Genomic DNA, 14,388 nt, shown 5'->3' with positions numbered 1-14,388 from the left:
ACTGATGATCCTTTGCCTCGAATCTTCCCTCCTCGGAGGTTATCTCTCCAATGAAGTGCCTGGTCTGGTGACGGGGATGCTGCATGTGGCAGGGTCCAAGCAGCCGGTGCGGGTGGAGATGGTGGGAAATTTCCTCCGGGACATCGCCGGTTGCCGGGTGGACCTGCACAATCCGCTGCCGCATGGGGACATGGACGAGGTGGCCTGGCTCTCCCCGCAGCAGTTTGGCTTTAGCGGCGTCATGACCGCCTCCTACCGGGTGGCCAAGCTGCCCCGGCGGCGCAGCTCAGGCGATATTGTACTGCCGGAGCCCCAGGGGCTGAAAAACCTGCTGTTCCTGGAGTGGTTCAACCAGCAAAGCCAGCGCGTGCTCATCCAGTCCTGGCATTTGCAGATGCGGGTCAGCGCGCCGCGTTGGCAGATGAGCGGGGAGGAGGAGGCCACGCTGCTGCGCCAGGCACGGGCGCGCCGGAAGCACTTTTTGCTGAACCAGCGCGGCACCCAGGACAAGGCGAATGCCCTGCATGCCCCCGGCATGCCGGACCCCTTTGAGCCGCATGACCTCAGCAGCGGAGATCCCTTTGCCAGTCTGGAAGAAAGCCTGTTCTCATCCCATCCTGGAAACGAGCGCAAGTCCAACCTGCCCAATCCGGCCAAACGCTCCCAGGCCCTCGCGGAGGAACTGCGAAGGTTTGAGCACCTGCTGGTCTTTAATGAGGAGGTGAGGACCCGTCCGGCGGTGATGCATCTGCTGTCCACTGTGGCGGACCTGACGGCGCACCTGGTGCATGTCCTGCGGCAGTTTTCAGAATCCAAAAACGCCCACTGGCATTTCCTGGTGGTGGATCTGGAGCAGTCACTGCCCTTGTTTGCCGCTGCCCTGAATGCCACGGACAAGATGATCCAGCACGCCAACCCGGGCACGGACCTGGGCTGGCTGGCGATGGTGCAGGCCAGCCTGCTGAACATCGAGCTGAGGATGCGGGAACTGCTGACGATGCTGCGATAAGGCGCGGTCTTCTGACGTGCAGCCAGAAACGGAGCCTTATTGCAGATTCGGAGAACCGCCGCTGCCGGTGGTGATCTTCACATCGTCTATCTGGATGCTGCCTTTGCCCAGATACGGACTGAAAGCGAGTACCTGTTTTTCATCACGAGTGGAGCGGTTAAATGTCATCTTCATTTCCTTCCATGAATCGCCGTTTTCCGTTTTGTAGGTGAAAAAAGTGAAACCTCCTGAAGGGCGTTTGAAGGAGACCTTGAGCCCGTTGCCTTCATAGCCAATGCTTCTCATTTTCCAAGTGACTTCGACCGCGGTAACTTTACCGAAGTCCACTTCCTGGGTGAGTTCATCGCTGTACCGTTGGGAGGTCTCCAACTGGCAGGCCTTGCCACCATTGGGCAGGGTGACCACCTTGCCGTCCCCCCTCCAAAACTGCTTCCCTTTTTCAAAGTCGCCATTGCGCACTTCGGGTCCGTCTGCGGCAAAAGCCGTGAGAGTAAAAGAGGCTAGGAGGCAGAGTATAGATGTTTTCATATGGATAGGAGATTAAGTGCCAATTGTATCAATATCCGTTTTTGATCCAAGGCAACCTCCTTTTTCACGCGGCCGTCTAGGTATCCCGAATTCAGGGGAGTTGACATCAGGGCTGAATCCCTGCTTGCGACGGCAGGGGGATGCGCCGATGAATCCAGGTTAAATTCTTTCCATGTTTTCCGCCCTTACCGACAAACTCGAAGATGCCTTCCGCAAGCTGCGCGGACTGGGCAAGATCAGCGAATCCAATGTGACCGATGCGATGCGTGAGATCCGCATGGCGCTGTTGGAGGCTGACGTGGATTTCAAGGTCACCAAGGACCTGATCGAGGCGGTGAAGACGCGCGCGCTCGGCGAGGAAGTCTTGAGGACGGTCACGCCTGGGCAGCAGATCGTCAAAATTTTCCACGATGAGCTGGTCAAAATTCTGGGCGACGGAGCGGCAGGACTGGAGCTGGCTCATTCCTCACGCATCCTGATGGTGGGTCTGAACGGAGCAGGGAAGACCACCACTTCCGCCAAGCTGGCCAACTGGCTCAAGAAGCAGGGCAAGCGCCCGCTGCTGGTCGCGCTGGACCTTTACCGCCCGGCCGCCGTGACGCAGCTCCAGGTGCTGGGGCAGCAATTGAATGTGCCAGTCTGCATTCCTGCGGCAGGCGAGACGGATGTGGTACGGGCGACCCGCGCCGCGCTGGCCTGGGTTGAGCAGCAGGGGCCCGGCGTGGCCATCTTTGACACCGCCGGTCGCCAGGAAGTGGATGAGGCGCTGCTGAGCGAGCTGAAAAAAGTCCGCGACCTCGTGCAGCCGCAGGAGACGCTCCTGGTGGCGGATGCGGCCACCGGTCAGCAGGCCGTGGCGGTGGCATCCCGCTTCCATGAAACCGTGACCATCACCGGCCTGGTCATGACCAAGCTGGACGGCGATGCCCGTGGCGGTGCGCTGCTTTCCATGCGCCAGGTCACAGGCTGTCCGGTGAAGTTTATCGGCACGGGTGAAAAGGTGGACCAGCTAGAGGTCTTCCACCCGGACCGCATGGCCCAGCGCATCCTCGGCATGGGCGATGTGGTGAGCCTGGTGGAGAAAGCGGCGGAGGAGATCGATGAAAAAGAGGCCATGGGCATGATGCGCCGCATGGAGGAGAACAAGTTCGACTTCACCGACTTCCTCAAGCAACTGCGCTTCATGAAAAAGCTTGGGCCGCTGGAAGGCCTGCTGGGCATGATCCCAGGTATGAACAAGCTGAAAGGCATGCCAGGGGTGGATGACAATAAAATGAAGCATGTGGAGGCGATCATCCTTTCCATGACGCCCAAGGAGCGGTCCAAGCCGGACATCATCAACGGCAGCCGCCGCAAGCGCATTTCCAAAGGCTCCGGACGGCCCGTGGTGGAGATCAACCAGCTCTTGAAGCAGTTTGAAATGATGCGCGGCCTCATGAAAAACAAAGGCGCCATGGCGCAGATGGCCGGCGGTCTTTTCGGTGGCGGCGGTGGCATAGGAGGCATGGGCGCAGGCGGGATGCCGCAGCTTCCCAAAGGCATGTTCCCCGGCGGCAAAATGCCCAAGATGGGCAAGTCCCGAAAGGGCTTCCGTCTGGGCGGCTAGAAGTACGTGTCTTCAACGCACCCCTCCGGTGATGCATGGCACCTGCGGTAATGGCACCATCCACGCCGACAACACCGTTCAACCGCACCGTCATGCTCCACCATCTCTCCTTTGCCGTTACCGATTTGGGCCGTTCCGCAGCGTTCTATGACGCCGTGCTTGCCACGCTTGGTTACCGGCGTGTCTGGGCAGATGCGACCTTCATCGGCTACGGTTTGGAGGAAGGGAAAGACCTCTTCGCACTCAAGCACCGGCCTGCCCATACCGGAGTGCCTGGCGATGGCTTTCATGTCGCCTTCACAGCCTCTTCCCAGAGTGAGGTCCTGTCCTTTCACCGGGCTGCACTCGCTCACGGCGGCAGGGACAATGGGGGCGCCGGCCTGCATCCGGAATACGGCCCGGACTATTTCGCCGCGTTCGTCATAGACCCCGACGGCTACCGCATCGAAGCCGTGCTCATGGGAGGTTCCATTCAGCCCCTGTCTTCGGACGGCTAGACGGCTGCCGTCCGGCTCACAGCATTCATGAGATCAATGTGAAACCCGCCTAACAAAGAGTGTGTTTCATTGTCGCCGGGTTGAAAAGGCGGAGTTGAAGAGCCGGAAAAAAGAAGTTCAGAAAAAGACAAATTTCTGCTTGCGAGGATGGGATTCTCCGCCACTATAACGGCCCGCTCAAACTGAGCATGACCCCTTCGTCTAGCGGTTAGGACACATCCCTTTCACGGATGCGACACGAGTTCGATTCTCGTAGGGGTCGCCACTCTCTTACTGTAAGAGAGAGGTTTGCTGGCGAATTTTTAGTTCTCAGCAAAAAATTGGCAAAGCTATATTAGCTGCACTGAATCTTTATTACGTTCTGGAGCTTGTTTTGAGTTTTGAGTCACGCATTGTCTCAAATGCAACAAGGTATTCCTCACGCGCTGGCCCGAGTGGTGGGCAACATCCTGGGGCGCTATTATTACAGTCACCGTGAAATTCATGCTCTACTTTGTGGAGCGGGGGCAAAAACCGATCCGCCAGAAGGCAACCCGAACTGCGAGAGTGAAATCACTCGTTGGCTTTTGCAGGAGAACGAACGTGATCCCGGAGCCACGATTGTCATTCTCGGGAAAATTTTGGAAGAGTTCATGGAGTGCGACTTTACGCGCAAGCTCCACACAGAAGAAGAGAAGGCGAAGGAGAAGGCGCGTCTGATGCAATTTTTGGCAGACTATGGCATGTCATACGCCAAGGGAGGCAAGCTCATTGATCCTGGGATCGGAGCTGCTTCCAAAACACTGATTGAGCACATCAGAGAGGGCAATTTCGCCGAGATTGATGTTGAGATCGGAAGAGCACTCAATGCGGTGGAGCGAGACCCGCCTGCTGCTGTAACAGCTGCTTGTAGTTTGCTGGAGTCACTGTGCAAAGCGTACATCGAAGAAGAGTCCCTGGTTTGGCCAACAAATAAAACTCTATCACCGCTTTGGAGTGTGACTGCAAAACACATCGGTCTATCGCCAGATCAATTGCACGACAATGACTTGAAACGGATTCTCTCTGGTCTCTTCAGCATTGTTGAGGGAATAGCCGCGTTTAGAACTCATGCAGGTAGTGCACATGGCAGAGAAAAAGGCGCTTATCGAATCTCTCCCCGCCATGCCCGCTTTGCTGTGAATGCCGCGCACACTTTAGCTTCATTTGTCATGGAAACATGGAGGTTTAAAAGGGACACGAAGAACCTCCACACTCCCACTCAAGCCTCCTCGCCCAAATAAGACGCCAGGTGTTTTCGCAGTTCCGTCCTGGCCCTGAAAAGCAGGCTCTTCACCGCAGGGAGGGACATGTCCAGGATCTCGCAGATCTGCTCGTAGGGCAGCTCTTCGTGGCGGCGCAGCACCACGGCGAGGCGCTGTTTTTCCGGCAGCGCGGCGATGGCTTTGTCCAGCGCCTGCTCCAGCTCATCCTGCTGGGTGAGCTGGTCGGCGGCGGGCGCGGTGTGGTCGGCGTACTGGCGGGGGGCCTGGTCGTCTTCCTCCGGCTCCAGCGGCACTTCTTTGCGGCGGGAGCGGCGGCGGGTCTCATTGAAGACGAGGTTCCGCAGGATGGTGAAGAGCCAGGTGGTGAACTTGGCCGTGGGCTCGTACCTCGGCGCGCTTTTCCAGATGCGCAGAAAAACCTGCTGGGCGATGTCGTGGGCATCCTCCTGGTTGCCGAGCATGCGGCAGGCGGTGCCGATGACCATGTGCTGATGCAGCTCCACCAGGCGCTCAAAGGCGGCCACGTCGCCATCGCGTATGCGCAGCATGAGGCGTACATTTTCCTCGTCATCGGAAAATGCATCTTCAGCGGCCCCATGGGCGGCGATGGGGGCAGGGGAGGCGGGCCATTCCGGATCCGGCATGACTAGGGTGGGCAACAGGCGCATGACGCTAACGGCAGTCATGACGGCTATCAACCACGCTCCTTGCCAATGGTTGCAGAATTGTCTGTGAGGACTGCATTGCATCCTGCCGGAGTCTGCGCTTTAAGAGGCGGGTGACCTTCCGCCATCCTAAACACGACGTTTTTATTCCCGACCACACGGATCCCTGGACAGCGCTGCGCCGGGTGACGCACCTGGGCATCGTCTCCCACCAGGACGATTTGGAAATCGCCGCCTATCAGGGCATCACGGAGTGCTTTCACAGTGCGAACCAGTGGTTCGGCGGCGTGGTGGTCACCGATGGATCCGGCAGCCCGCGCAAAGGGCCCTATGCGGAGTACACCGATGAGGAGATGCAGAAGGTGCGGCTGGTGGAGCAGCGCAAGGCGGCCTTTGTGGGAGAATACAGTTTCATGGCGCAGCTTGGCTATCCGAGCGAGGACTTGAAGCTGAAGCAGTATGGGCCGGTGCTGGAGGATCTGAAGTTCATTTTGGAGCACTGCCAGCCTCAGGTGCTCTATGTACACAATCCCTGCGACCGGCATGACACCCATGTGGCCACTTTTTTGCGCTGCCTGGAGGCGATGCGCGCGCTGCCAGTGGAGATGAGACCCAAAAAAGTGTACGGTTGTGAAGTGTGGCGGAAGCTGGACTGGCTGCTCCATGAGGACAAGGCCATGCTGTGGGTGGACAAATATCCGCATCTGCTGCGGCCGCTGCTGGGGGTGTTTGACAGCCAGATCAGCGGTGGCAAGCGCTACGACCTGGCCGAAGAAGGCCTGCGCCATGCCAATGCGACGTACTTTGACTCCCACACGACGGACAAGACGAGCCTGCTGACCTTTGCCATGGATCTGACCCCTCTTGTGGAAGATGACCAGATTGATGTGGAGGAATACACACTGGGCTATGTGCGGCGGCTGGAGGCGGATGTGGCGCAGCGGCTGAAGAAATTCGTCTGATTTGCAAATTTAAGGCTCTTTTCCGTCCTGTCTGAAGAAATGGCATTGACGCAAAAGGCGCGTCCCCGCTAAATACATAAATCTGTAATATTTGCAGTTTCTCCTTTCATCATGAGCGAATCCGAAAACACGCCGACCCCGCCGCCGCCCAGCACCCCGAAGACTGCTGCGGTGCCCCTGAAAAAGGAAACCGTGCGCATTACCCTGCGCGCGCGCCCCGGAGCGGGGGCCACCCAGCCGCGTGAAGCCACCTCACCGGTGCCTCCGGCACCCTCGGGACTGCCTTCACCTTCCGGGCTGCCTGCTCCTGATCTGCGTCCGAAACGTTCGACCGCCCCCATCCAGCTTCCTTCCGCGCCCCTGCCGCCGCCTGCTGCAAAATCAGCAACCGCACCGGTGAAACTGCCACCTGCGCCTGTGGCCGTGTCGCGCAAAACCACTTCTGCGATTCCTGTCGTGGCAGCACCTGCGCCCAGCGCACCTCCTGCGGCCATGCCACGGCCAGTGCCGCCACCCGCACGTCCACTGGGCGCACCCCCTGCGGCAACCGTCCCGATGGCAGCTCCTCGTCCCCCGGGTGTGCCTGGAGCCCCCGTACCGCCTTCTGCTCCCCGTCCGACGGCACCCCAGGCACCTGGAGCGCCAGCCGCCCCGCAAGTGCCTGGCGCACCGGCGGCTCCCCGTATGGAAACGGGAGCGACCACAGCTCCTCTGGGCAAACCTGGACCGATGCCTGCCCGCCCCGGCGTGAGCGCACCGAGAGCTCCCGGAGCTCCGGGCGCAGGAACCGCTCCTCTGGCTGCTGGCACGGGTGCACTGCCCAAGGCCACGGTCAAGCTGCAGCAGACCCAGCCGATGGCCCGTCCGAGCGTCTCCGCTCCTCCGAGTGCGCCGATCAAAAGGACAGCCGCTTCGGATTCTCAGCAGTTTTACGAAGAAAAAGATCCGGAAGAAGGCCTGATGCCTCTCTCCGTGGTCTGTCTGCTGTTCTCAGCGGTGCTGCTCTTTGTGCAGATGTTTGGCAGCGACCGTGTCTCCGCTAGCGCGGAGTCGCCAATCATGGTCCCGCCTGTGGTGAAGGCCTCCTGGGAAGTTCAAAACCCGGATGGTTCCTGGGCCAATAACTTTGGTTCCCAACTGCCTACTCTGCCGCAGTAAAGGCATTCAGGGTTTCATCCGTCATTCCGTTCCAAGTTTTCCAAATTCCATTTTATGATTCTCGCCTGGGTTGTTTTCCTTCTATCGGTCGCTGTACTGGCCTTGAACTTCATTGCCAAGAGCGGCGGCGCAGGGCTGTAAGCGGCGCTCCGGTCATCTTTGCCGCGCTGCGTGACCTTTCCTTCCGCTGTTCTTCTTTCTGGAGCGGATGTGGTGGGGATTGGTGCGGCGACATTGGATGATTTGTGGGCGGTTGCAGATTTCAGTGATCTGGAAATCGTCGCGCCAGCCTTGGCGTATGTACAAATGGGTGGTGGTCCTGTGGCCACCGCCCTTTGTGTTATGGCGGCTTTGGGAAATTCAGCGGTGCTGATGGACAATGTGGGTGATGACCTTGAGGGAAACTCCATCCTTCAAGGCCTGGGCATGGCCGGTGTGTCCACGCAGGGGATGCGTCTCGTACCGGGCGCAAGATCGGCGCGGGCAGTGATATTAGTGCGGGGAGGGGACGGAGCCAGGCAGATTCACTATCTGCCGTCCACGGCGGGTGAACTGCACCTGGATGAGGAGCAGGTGAGCCTGATCCGGAACGCGCGTCTTTTACATCTCAACGGCCGCCATGAACAGGCAGCCCGGAAAGCCGTAAAGGCGGCCCGGGAAGCTGGAGTCGCGGTCTCCTTTGATGGTGGCGCGGGACGGTACCGTGAGGAGATTCGTGACCTGGTAATTGCCAGCGAGATACGCATCCTGTCGCTGGAATTTGCGCGCTGCTTTTGCGGCACGGTCAACCTGGAGGGGATGATGCAGCAGCTCCTGGCGCCGCCCGCAAAGCTTGTTGTGCTGACGGACGGGGTGCGTGGCTGTCATGTCCGCAGCAGTGACGGGGAGGCCTTTCACCAGCCAGCATTTGCGGCCTCTCCGCTCGTGGATACCACGGGATGCGGAGACGTTTTTCATGGGGCCTTCCTCCATGGCTGGTTGCAGCAGTGGTCCCTGGAAAAGTGTGCCGGGTTCGCCAGCCGCATGGCTGCGAGAAATGCAGAAGGGCTCGGGGGCCGCCATGTCCTGGCAGGTGGGCAGGTGGCTGAGTAATATGAAGACGGTTTATTTGCTGTTTTCCAGCTGGGCGAGATGGGCCTCAGCATCAGAGATTCTGCGCTTCATGGCCCCGATCTGCTGGGCGATCTCGTCCACACGCTTTTTGGCGTAGAACCGTTTGGTTGGCGAACTGCCGCCGTTGGCTTCCGATTCGGCTTTATAGAACTCAGCCTGGATGTTGGGAAGCTGTTTTTGCAATTGTTCCAGGTTGCTGCGTGCGCTTTTGATGGCCACACTTTTGGGATCAACAGCTGCAACGGCTGGAAATTCCTTCTGGGGCGTGCTGGCCGGCACATTGTCAGAGGGAAGGCCGAAACGGAAGCGGTCCTGCAATTTTTCTGGAAGAAGATCGGCGGCCAGCCGGGTAATGCCTTGGGAGTGGATGACGGTGGTGAAAGTGCCTTCGATTTTTTGAATGCGGACGCCCTTGAGCAGGGTGCCATTGGATAACGGCAAATCCCCCAGCTCGGCACCGACGGTATCCTGCCGTTTGTTGATCACATAGCGTTCAAAGTCCTTTTTGGTCTGGGTGACGGCCTGCCGGGTCTTGTCAATTTCAGCCTGCAGTTTGCTCATCTCCTCCTTGAGATGTGAGTTGGCGGCGATCAGGGCTGCCGCCTCTTTACGCACATCCAGTTGCGCCAGGTGATACCTCAACTGGTCCTGTAGCGTGGCCTCGAACTGCCGGGCTTCCACCAGGCTTTTGTTGGAAGCGTCAGCAGACACGGACTCATGAATGAAATACGTCAGGCCAATGGCCATGAAAAGGGCGGCGATGTAACCAATAATTTTAGCGTCCATACTCGGGGATAAAACTTACAGCGTTCTGTGCTTGTCCTTGTAACTGTTGAATTCAAGCTGGGCCTGGTCGAGTTCTTGTAATGTCTCCTCCAGCTCCTCACGAAGAGTCTGGACGCGGACCTTGGAGACTTCGATCTGGCTTTTATAGCCCTCCAGATGCGCGGCCTGGGTGATGTTGTACTGGCCCAGCGGATTCAAGGCGACGGTTTCGGCTTCGATCTGCCTGATCTGGGTCTGAATATCGGCGACGCGCTGCATGATTTCAGCATTCTCCTGCTTGACGGCAGCATTTTTATTGCATGCCGGGAGGCTGGATAAAACGAGGCCAGACAGCAGCAGTCGCAGGGTAGAGTTCATAAGATTGGCAGGAGCCATTCTTATGTAATAATTATGGTGCGACGTGGATCAAGAAATTTTCTGAAAAAAACCGTACAGGAGCTTCATCGCAAAGGTGAGTAGTCTGTAGCACGCATGTAGATGCTTTTGACTCCCTCCGGTTGAGGGACGGTGAGTGAGCCTTCTTTTTCGCTGATGCCCTTGGCGGTGATCCAGTCCGGATCGGCGCGGAAGGCGGTGAAGGAGGCGAGCCCGGCCTCGTGGCTGGCATGGGAAAGGATGTAGATGAGCTTGATGTCTGCATCCGGCTGGCCTTCGGCGGGGGTCCAGTAAGCGACGTGACACATGCCATGTTTGCTGAAGAGCTTCATGGTGTGATTTTTGAAACGGTCATGCAGGGCGGGGAGCTTGCCCGGATGGGTGGTGTAGGTACGCATCTCAAAAACACGCTCGCCGGTGCTGGCACCGCAAGGGACGGGTGGTGAATAGTCAGTGGTGGAGAGGAAATAAGATTCAGGCGCACGGGCCAGGATTTTTCCGCCTTCCTCGCTGGCTTTGCGGGCCGCCTGCCACTCGGGGTCTTTGCCGAATGCGGCGAAAGAGGCTTTGGCTCCCTCGATGCTTTTGTGCTTCAGGATGTAGATGAGGGTGTTGTCTGCTCCGTCCTCTTTGGCGATGGGCACCCAGTAACCGACGTTGGTGATGCCGTGTTTTTCAAAAAGGCGGCAGGTATGGTCGCGGAAGCGGGCCTGAAGGGCATCCAGCTTGCCTTCGTTGGTGGTGTAAATGCGCAATTCGTAAACTTCAGCGGGGACGTTCTCTGCGGCAGGCGCGGTACAGGTGAGAAAGAGGGAACTGAGGACGGGAAGCAGATGGCGGCGGGTCATAATTCGAAGGGCTGACGATACCTAACGTGAATGTCCGTGCTTTACGACATGATTTTATGCGGATGAGAACTTGATGATTTCCTCTCTTGCCATTTCCGGCCACGCTCCGTACGCTCCGCGCCATCATGGAAAAAAATAAAGCAACTGTAGAATGGGACCGGCTGGAGGCGAAGCCTGAATTCAAGGCTTTGCTGAGCCGGAAGGCGAGCTTCATCATCAAGGCGACGGTCTTCTTCATGGCCTATTACCTGGCGCTGCCCATCCTCGTGGGCTATGCGCCTGAACTGATGAAAAAGAAGGTCTTCGGGGAGGTGAACATCGCCTACCTGTTCGCGCTGTCGCAGTTCTTCATGGCCTGGATCATGGCCTTTGTGTATGTGCGCGTCGCCTCGCGCTGGGACCGTGAAGCGGCGGCGGTTATCGCCGACGCGAAGTAAATGCTCCGTATTTTTGCAATCAACCCGACCTTTTCCTGACTTTTCCGCATGACCATCTCTCTCATCATGTTCATCGCCTTCGTGGCGCTCACGTTGTTGATCACATTCTGGGCCGCCAAGCGCAACACCGGTGCCAGCGCCTATTTCGCCGCCGGTCGTAGTATCACCGGCTGGCAAAACGGCTTGGCCGTGGCCGGGGATTACATGAGCGCCGCCTCCTTCCTGGGGATCTCCGGGATGATCTGCTTCTACGGTTACGATGGATTCATGTACTCCGTGGGCTTCCTGGTGGCTTACATCACCGTGCTGCTCATCGTGGCGGAGCCACTGAGAAATGCGGGCAAGTACACCATGGCGGACCTGCTGGCCTATCGCCTGAATCCGCGCCCTGTGCGGGCCATGGCCTCGCTGAGCACGCTGACAGTCTCCACCTTTTACATGATCGCCCAGATGGTGGGCGCCGGGGTGATCATTGAGCGTCTCATCGGGCTGCCCTTCGCCCCGGCGGTCATCGGCGTGGGTGTGCTCATGCTGGTCTATGTGGTCTTTGGTGGTATGCTGGCGACGACGTGGGTGCAGATCATCAAGGCGCTGCTGCTGATGGCCGGGGCCATCTTGCTGAGCTACCTGGTCCTCCAGTTCCATGATTTCAGCCTCGCCGGTTTCTTTGATGCCGTTTCAAAAGCCGACTACGCGGGCACGGCAGAGCCGAAAAACCTCATGGAGCCGGGTCTGAAGTTTGGCATCGCGGTGGCCGGTCCCTGGGGGCCGCTAGACCTGGTCTCTCTGGGCTTGGGGCTTGTACTCGGCACCGCCGGGCTGCCGCACATCCTGGTGCGATTTTATACGGTGCCGGATGCCAAGACCGCCCGCTCCAGTGTCGTGTGGGCCATGGCCATCATTGGCGTGTTCTACATCATGACCACTTTCTTTGGTTTTGGTGCCGCCACCATCCTGAAAAAAGCGCTCATCCTGACCGAAAGCGGTGCTCCAAATCCGAACATGGTCGCTCCGATCCTGGCCCAGGAGCTGGGGGGTGAGCTTTTCTTCGCCTTCATCAGCGCCGTGGCCTTTGCGACAATTCTCGCCGTCGTGGCCGGCCTGACGATGAGCGCCTCCGCTTCGTTTGCGCATGATTTTTATTCCAACGTCATCCATGCGGGCAAAGAAAACCGCCCCGGTGCCGAGGTGAAGGTGGCCCGCATCACCGCCTTTGTGGTGGGTGCGGTGAGCATCGGCATCGCCATTTTCCTGGGCCCGGCCGTGAATGCCGCCTTCCTGGTGGGACTGGCTTTTGCCGTGGCTGCCAGCGCTAACCTGCCGGTCATCATCTTCAGTGTGTTCTGGAAGCGGTTCAATACCACCGGTGCCGTGGCGGGCCTGGTTACGGGTCTGGCATCAGCCATCATCCTCATCCTGCTCAGCCCGGTGGGCATCTTCGGCAAAGCGGGTGCGCCTTTCCCTCTGGAAAATCCCGGCATTGTCAGCATTCCCCTCGGCTTCCTGGCCGCCTATCTGGGCACCATCCTGACACCTCGGGATCTCGTCGCCGAGGCTAAGTTTTCAGAGCTCACCGTCCGCGCCCACACAGGCTTGGGCTCAGAAAAAGCCACCAGCCACTGAAGCAAGAAGCTGTTTGTCAAAAAGCGCCAGGGGCAGGTCCTCTGGCGCTTTTTTGTTAATCAGACGGCGTTCAGCTTGAGAAGCTCATCCAGGAGTCCTTTGCTGCGATAGAACTCCGCTTCAGCCAGGCCGGTTTCGACCAGGCCGCTGCGGATGGAAGCGGCGTCTTTGGCCCCGAGCACGTGGTCCTTGATGAGGGCGGTTTTGGTGGCCTGAAGGTCCAGGAAGGCGGCGTCCACTTCCGGCGTGGCCGGGTAGAGACCGGCAGCCTGGCCGTCGGCGAGGACCTGCTTGAAGGCGGTGCCGGTCTTTTGGGCCTCGGCCTTGGCGGCATTGATGCCGGCATACCAGTCGGCACAGACCAGGCGGTAATAATCCCGCATCGCCTGCTTGTTGTAATGGATGATGAGGTTGCGGCCATCCACCGGCACGGTGCTCGTGGCGCGGAAGCTGTCGGCATCAATGGTATCCACAAAGAGCAGGGTCTCGCGGTCCACGGCAAACTCCCATTTGAGATCCCAAAGCTGCAGGCCGATCTCCTCCAGCATGTCCCGGACAGCCCAGGCACCGAGTAGGGCCATTTTGATGGTGTCGGTGAAATGCTGGGCGCTCAGGCCGGACATGAGCAGAGCTTCCTGTTTGCTGACGGCGCGGTCTTCCGGCTCGTATTTGCTGGTCAGGTCGTAGATGGGACGGTCCAGCATCTGCCAGGCTTGCATGGGTCCGGTCAGACCGAGCTCCTGCTCAAAGGCGCGGCGTTCTTTTTCGCTCAAGGCCTCGTATTTGCGCAGCACGGAGCTGCCGCTGGTCACGCCAAAACGGACGATGTACTCCAGCGGGATGACGTAGGTGTCGCTCTGGTGGAACTGAGCGTAGTCGAAGACGAAATTGCCCATCACATTCCGCTGGGGCGGCTTCATGACGGGGAAACGGCGGACGATGTTGTAGCAGCTTGGGGTGGCGGGCATGCCCTGGGCGATGACTTCGCCCGTATCACCATCCAGCATGCCGACGTGGTGGGTGCGGGCTCCGCCTTCCAGCATGGTCTGCAGGGGGCCGTCCATGAGCTGGTCGCGCCAGGTGACGCCAAGGCCGTCCGTGCGCAGCAGCGCGTCCTGCACACGCCGCCAGGTGGCCGGCTGGGTGAGGCGTGAATACATGGCGTGGCGGAAGATGGCCCGGTTGAGGTCATTGCCGGCGATGCTGAAAATGCTGCCCACATCAAAGACCGACCCGGCGGGCGTGGTCTGGCAGACGATGTAAGAAGGATGGTCCGGCACGGCATAGAGATGTTGCACAGAGCCGAGATAAACGGGCTCTCCGAGCTGGGACAAATCAAGACGGGCAGGGGCGGGGGCAGGGTAGGACATGGTCAGGCTGGCGTCAGTTTTCAGTGCAACTGGAGCAGTTTGCAAGAGAGGGCTGCACTCTGTTTCGGTGCCTGATCGTGGGATGAAAAGAAGAAAGGAATCTGTTTGACCTGCGCAGGACTTGGGCGGGCCGCTAAAAAAGACGGCGCGAGGCTCATTTTTGAGCG

At 58.8% G+C, this 14,388-nt stretch carries 15 protein-coding genes and 1 tRNA gene; 10 read left to right on the top strand and 6 right to left on the bottom strand.

Annotated elements, in window-relative coordinates; genetic code table 11:
- Positions 1 to 4: 4 nt before the first annotated feature.
- Complete coding sequence (locus WJU23_RS06930; protein WP_346331814.1) at positions 5 to 1,009, top strand: hypothetical protein; 1,005 nt, start codon at positions 5 to 7, stop codon at positions 1,007 to 1,009.
- A gap of 36 nt (positions 1,010 to 1,045) precedes the next feature.
- Here WJU23_RS06930 and WJU23_RS06925 read toward each other — a convergent pair whose 3' ends face one another.
- Complete coding sequence (locus WJU23_RS06925; RefSeq protein WP_346331813.1) at positions 1,046 to 1,537, bottom strand: hypothetical protein; 492 nt, start codon at positions 1,535 to 1,537, stop codon at positions 1,046 to 1,048.
- A 172-nt stretch (positions 1,538 to 1,709) separates the two neighbouring features.
- Between WJU23_RS06925 and ffh the strand changes: the two genes are divergently transcribed.
- The 4 genes from ffh to WJU23_RS06905 all read left to right on the top strand — a co-directional run bounded on the left by ffh (position 1,710) and on the right by WJU23_RS06905 (position 4,902).
- Positions 1,710 to 3,143: a signal recognition particle protein gene (gene ffh, locus WJU23_RS06920; RefSeq protein WP_346331812.1), complete on the top strand. Its 1,434-nt coding sequence runs from the start codon at positions 1,710 to 1,712 to the stop codon at positions 3,141 to 3,143.
- A 92-nt stretch (positions 3,144 to 3,235) separates the two neighbouring features.
- Positions 3,236 to 3,640, top strand: a complete 405-nt coding sequence (locus WJU23_RS06915) for a VOC family protein (protein ID WP_346331811.1) — start codon at positions 3,236 to 3,238, stop codon at positions 3,638 to 3,640.
- Between the two features lie 190 nt (positions 3,641 to 3,830).
- A tRNA-Glu gene (locus tag WJU23_RS06910) sits at positions 3,831 to 3,905 on the top strand.
- A 136-nt stretch (positions 3,906 to 4,041) separates the two neighbouring features.
- On the top strand, positions 4,042 to 4,902 hold the full coding sequence (locus tag WJU23_RS06905; protein WP_346331810.1) for an abortive infection family protein: 861 nt from the start codon (positions 4,042 to 4,044) through the stop codon (positions 4,900 to 4,902).
- On the opposite strand, the gene WJU23_RS06900 is transcribed toward WJU23_RS06905, so the two are convergent.
- Entirely contained in the window at positions 4,881 to 5,570 is a 690-nt protein-coding gene (locus WJU23_RS06900) for a sigma-70 family RNA polymerase sigma factor (RefSeq protein WP_346331809.1), read from the bottom strand. The genes WJU23_RS06905 and WJU23_RS06900 overlap by 22 nt on opposite strands.
- Positions 5,571 to 5,662: 92 nt before the next feature.
- Between WJU23_RS06900 and WJU23_RS06895 the strand changes: the two genes are divergently transcribed.
- The 3 genes from WJU23_RS06895 (at position 5,663) to WJU23_RS06885 (ending at position 8,761) form a co-directional block, all read left to right on the top strand.
- A complete protein-coding gene (locus WJU23_RS06895; RefSeq protein ID WP_346331808.1) occupies positions 5,663 to 6,511 on the top strand; it encodes a PIG-L family deacetylase in 849 nt (282 codons plus the stop codon).
- 111 nt (positions 6,512 to 6,622) lie between these two features.
- On the top strand, positions 6,623 to 7,669 hold the full coding sequence (locus WJU23_RS06890) for a hypothetical protein (RefSeq protein ID WP_346331807.1): 1,047 nt from the start codon (positions 6,623 to 6,625) through the stop codon (positions 7,667 to 7,669).
- 171 nt (positions 7,670 to 7,840) lie between these two features.
- Positions 7,841 to 8,761, top strand: a complete 921-nt coding sequence (locus WJU23_RS06885; protein WP_346331806.1) for a PfkB family carbohydrate kinase — start codon at positions 7,841 to 7,843, stop codon at positions 8,759 to 8,761.
- Positions 8,762 to 8,773: 12 nt separating this feature from the next.
- Here WJU23_RS06885 and WJU23_RS06880 read toward each other — a convergent pair whose 3' ends face one another.
- From WJU23_RS06880 to WJU23_RS06870, 3 genes are all read right to left on the bottom strand, one after another.
- Positions 8,774 to 9,568, bottom strand: a complete 795-nt coding sequence (locus WJU23_RS06880) for a hypothetical protein (RefSeq protein ID WP_346331805.1) — start codon at positions 9,566 to 9,568, stop codon at positions 8,774 to 8,776.
- A 15-nt stretch (positions 9,569 to 9,583) separates the two neighbouring features.
- A complete protein-coding gene (locus WJU23_RS06875) occupies positions 9,584 to 9,925 on the bottom strand; it encodes a hypothetical protein (RefSeq protein WP_346331804.1) in 342 nt (113 codons plus the stop codon).
- Between the two features lie 83 nt (positions 9,926 to 10,008).
- A complete protein-coding gene (locus WJU23_RS06870; protein WP_346331803.1) occupies positions 10,009 to 10,791 on the bottom strand; it encodes an NIPSNAP family protein in 783 nt (260 codons plus the stop codon).
- Positions 10,792 to 10,916: 125 nt separating this feature from the next.
- Between WJU23_RS06870 and WJU23_RS06865 the strand changes: the two genes are divergently transcribed.
- Positions 10,917 to 11,228, top strand: a complete 312-nt coding sequence (locus tag WJU23_RS06865) for a DUF485 domain-containing protein (protein ID WP_346331802.1) — start codon at positions 10,917 to 10,919, stop codon at positions 11,226 to 11,228.
- A 48-nt stretch (positions 11,229 to 11,276) separates the two neighbouring features.
- The gene (locus WJU23_RS06860; protein ID WP_346331801.1) at positions 11,277 to 12,851 is read left to right on the top strand and encodes a cation acetate symporter; all 1,575 of its coding nucleotides are present in this window, start codon (positions 11,277 to 11,279) and stop codon (positions 12,849 to 12,851) included.
- Positions 12,852 to 12,910: 59 nt separating this feature from the next.
- Here WJU23_RS06860 and WJU23_RS06855 read toward each other — a convergent pair whose 3' ends face one another.
- Positions 12,911 to 14,221: a phosphoribosylaminoimidazolesuccinocarboxamide synthase gene (locus tag WJU23_RS06855; RefSeq protein ID WP_346331800.1), complete on the bottom strand. Its 1,311-nt coding sequence runs from the start codon at positions 14,219 to 14,221 to the stop codon at positions 12,911 to 12,913.
- Positions 14,222 to 14,388 lie beyond the last annotated feature (167 nt).

Origin of the sequence: Prosthecobacter sp. SYSU 5D2 (genome assembly GCF_039655865.1) — a bacterium.
Lineage (GTDB): Bacteria > Verrucomicrobiota > Verrucomicrobiia > Verrucomicrobiales > Verrucomicrobiaceae > Prosthecobacter.
Note: the sequence above shows the minus strand (reverse complement) of the source record. Positions and strands in the feature narration are given on the sequence as shown.

Bases quoted from the DNA above. Each gene is read 5' to 3' on its own strand.
- WJU23_RS06930 (WP_346331814.1), top strand. From the start codon at position 5: ATGATCCTTTGCCTCGAATCTTCCCTCCTCGGAGGTTATCTCTCCAAT.
- WJU23_RS06925 (WP_346331813.1), bottom strand. From the start codon at position 1,537: ATGAAAACATCTATACTCTGCCTCCTAGCCTCTTTTACTCTCACGGCT.
- ffh (WP_346331812.1), top strand. From the start codon at position 1,710: ATGTTTTCCGCCCTTACCGACAAACTCGAAGATGCCTTCCGCAAGCTG.
- WJU23_RS06915 (WP_346331811.1), top strand. From the start codon at position 3,236: ATGCTCCACCATCTCTCCTTTGCCGTTACCGATTTGGGCCGTTCCGCA.
- WJU23_RS06905 (WP_346331810.1), top strand. From the start codon at position 4,042: ATGCAACAAGGTATTCCTCACGCGCTGGCCCGAGTGGTGGGCAACATC.
- WJU23_RS06900 (WP_346331809.1), bottom strand. From the start codon at position 5,570: ATGACTGCCGTTAGCGTCATGCGCCTGTTGCCCACCCTAGTCATGCCG.
- WJU23_RS06890 (WP_346331807.1), top strand. From the start codon at position 6,623: ATGAGCGAATCCGAAAACACGCCGACCCCGCCGCCGCCCAGCACCCCG.
- WJU23_RS06880 (WP_346331805.1), bottom strand. From the start codon at position 9,568: ATGGACGCTAAAATTATTGGTTACATCGCCGCCCTTTTCATGGCCATT.
- WJU23_RS06875 (WP_346331804.1), bottom strand. From the start codon at position 9,925: ATGAACTCTACCCTGCGACTGCTGCTGTCTGGCCTCGTTTTATCCAGC.
- WJU23_RS06870 (WP_346331803.1), bottom strand. From the start codon at position 10,791: ATGACCCGCCGCCATCTGCTTCCCGTCCTCAGTTCCCTCTTTCTCACC.
- WJU23_RS06865 (WP_346331802.1), top strand. From the start codon at position 10,917: ATGGAAAAAAATAAAGCAACTGTAGAATGGGACCGGCTGGAGGCGAAG.
- WJU23_RS06860 (WP_346331801.1), top strand. From the start codon at position 11,277: ATGACCATCTCTCTCATCATGTTCATCGCCTTCGTGGCGCTCACGTTG.
- WJU23_RS06855 (WP_346331800.1), bottom strand. From the start codon at position 14,221: ATGTCCTACCCTGCCCCCGCCCCTGCCCGTCTTGATTTGTCCCAGCTC.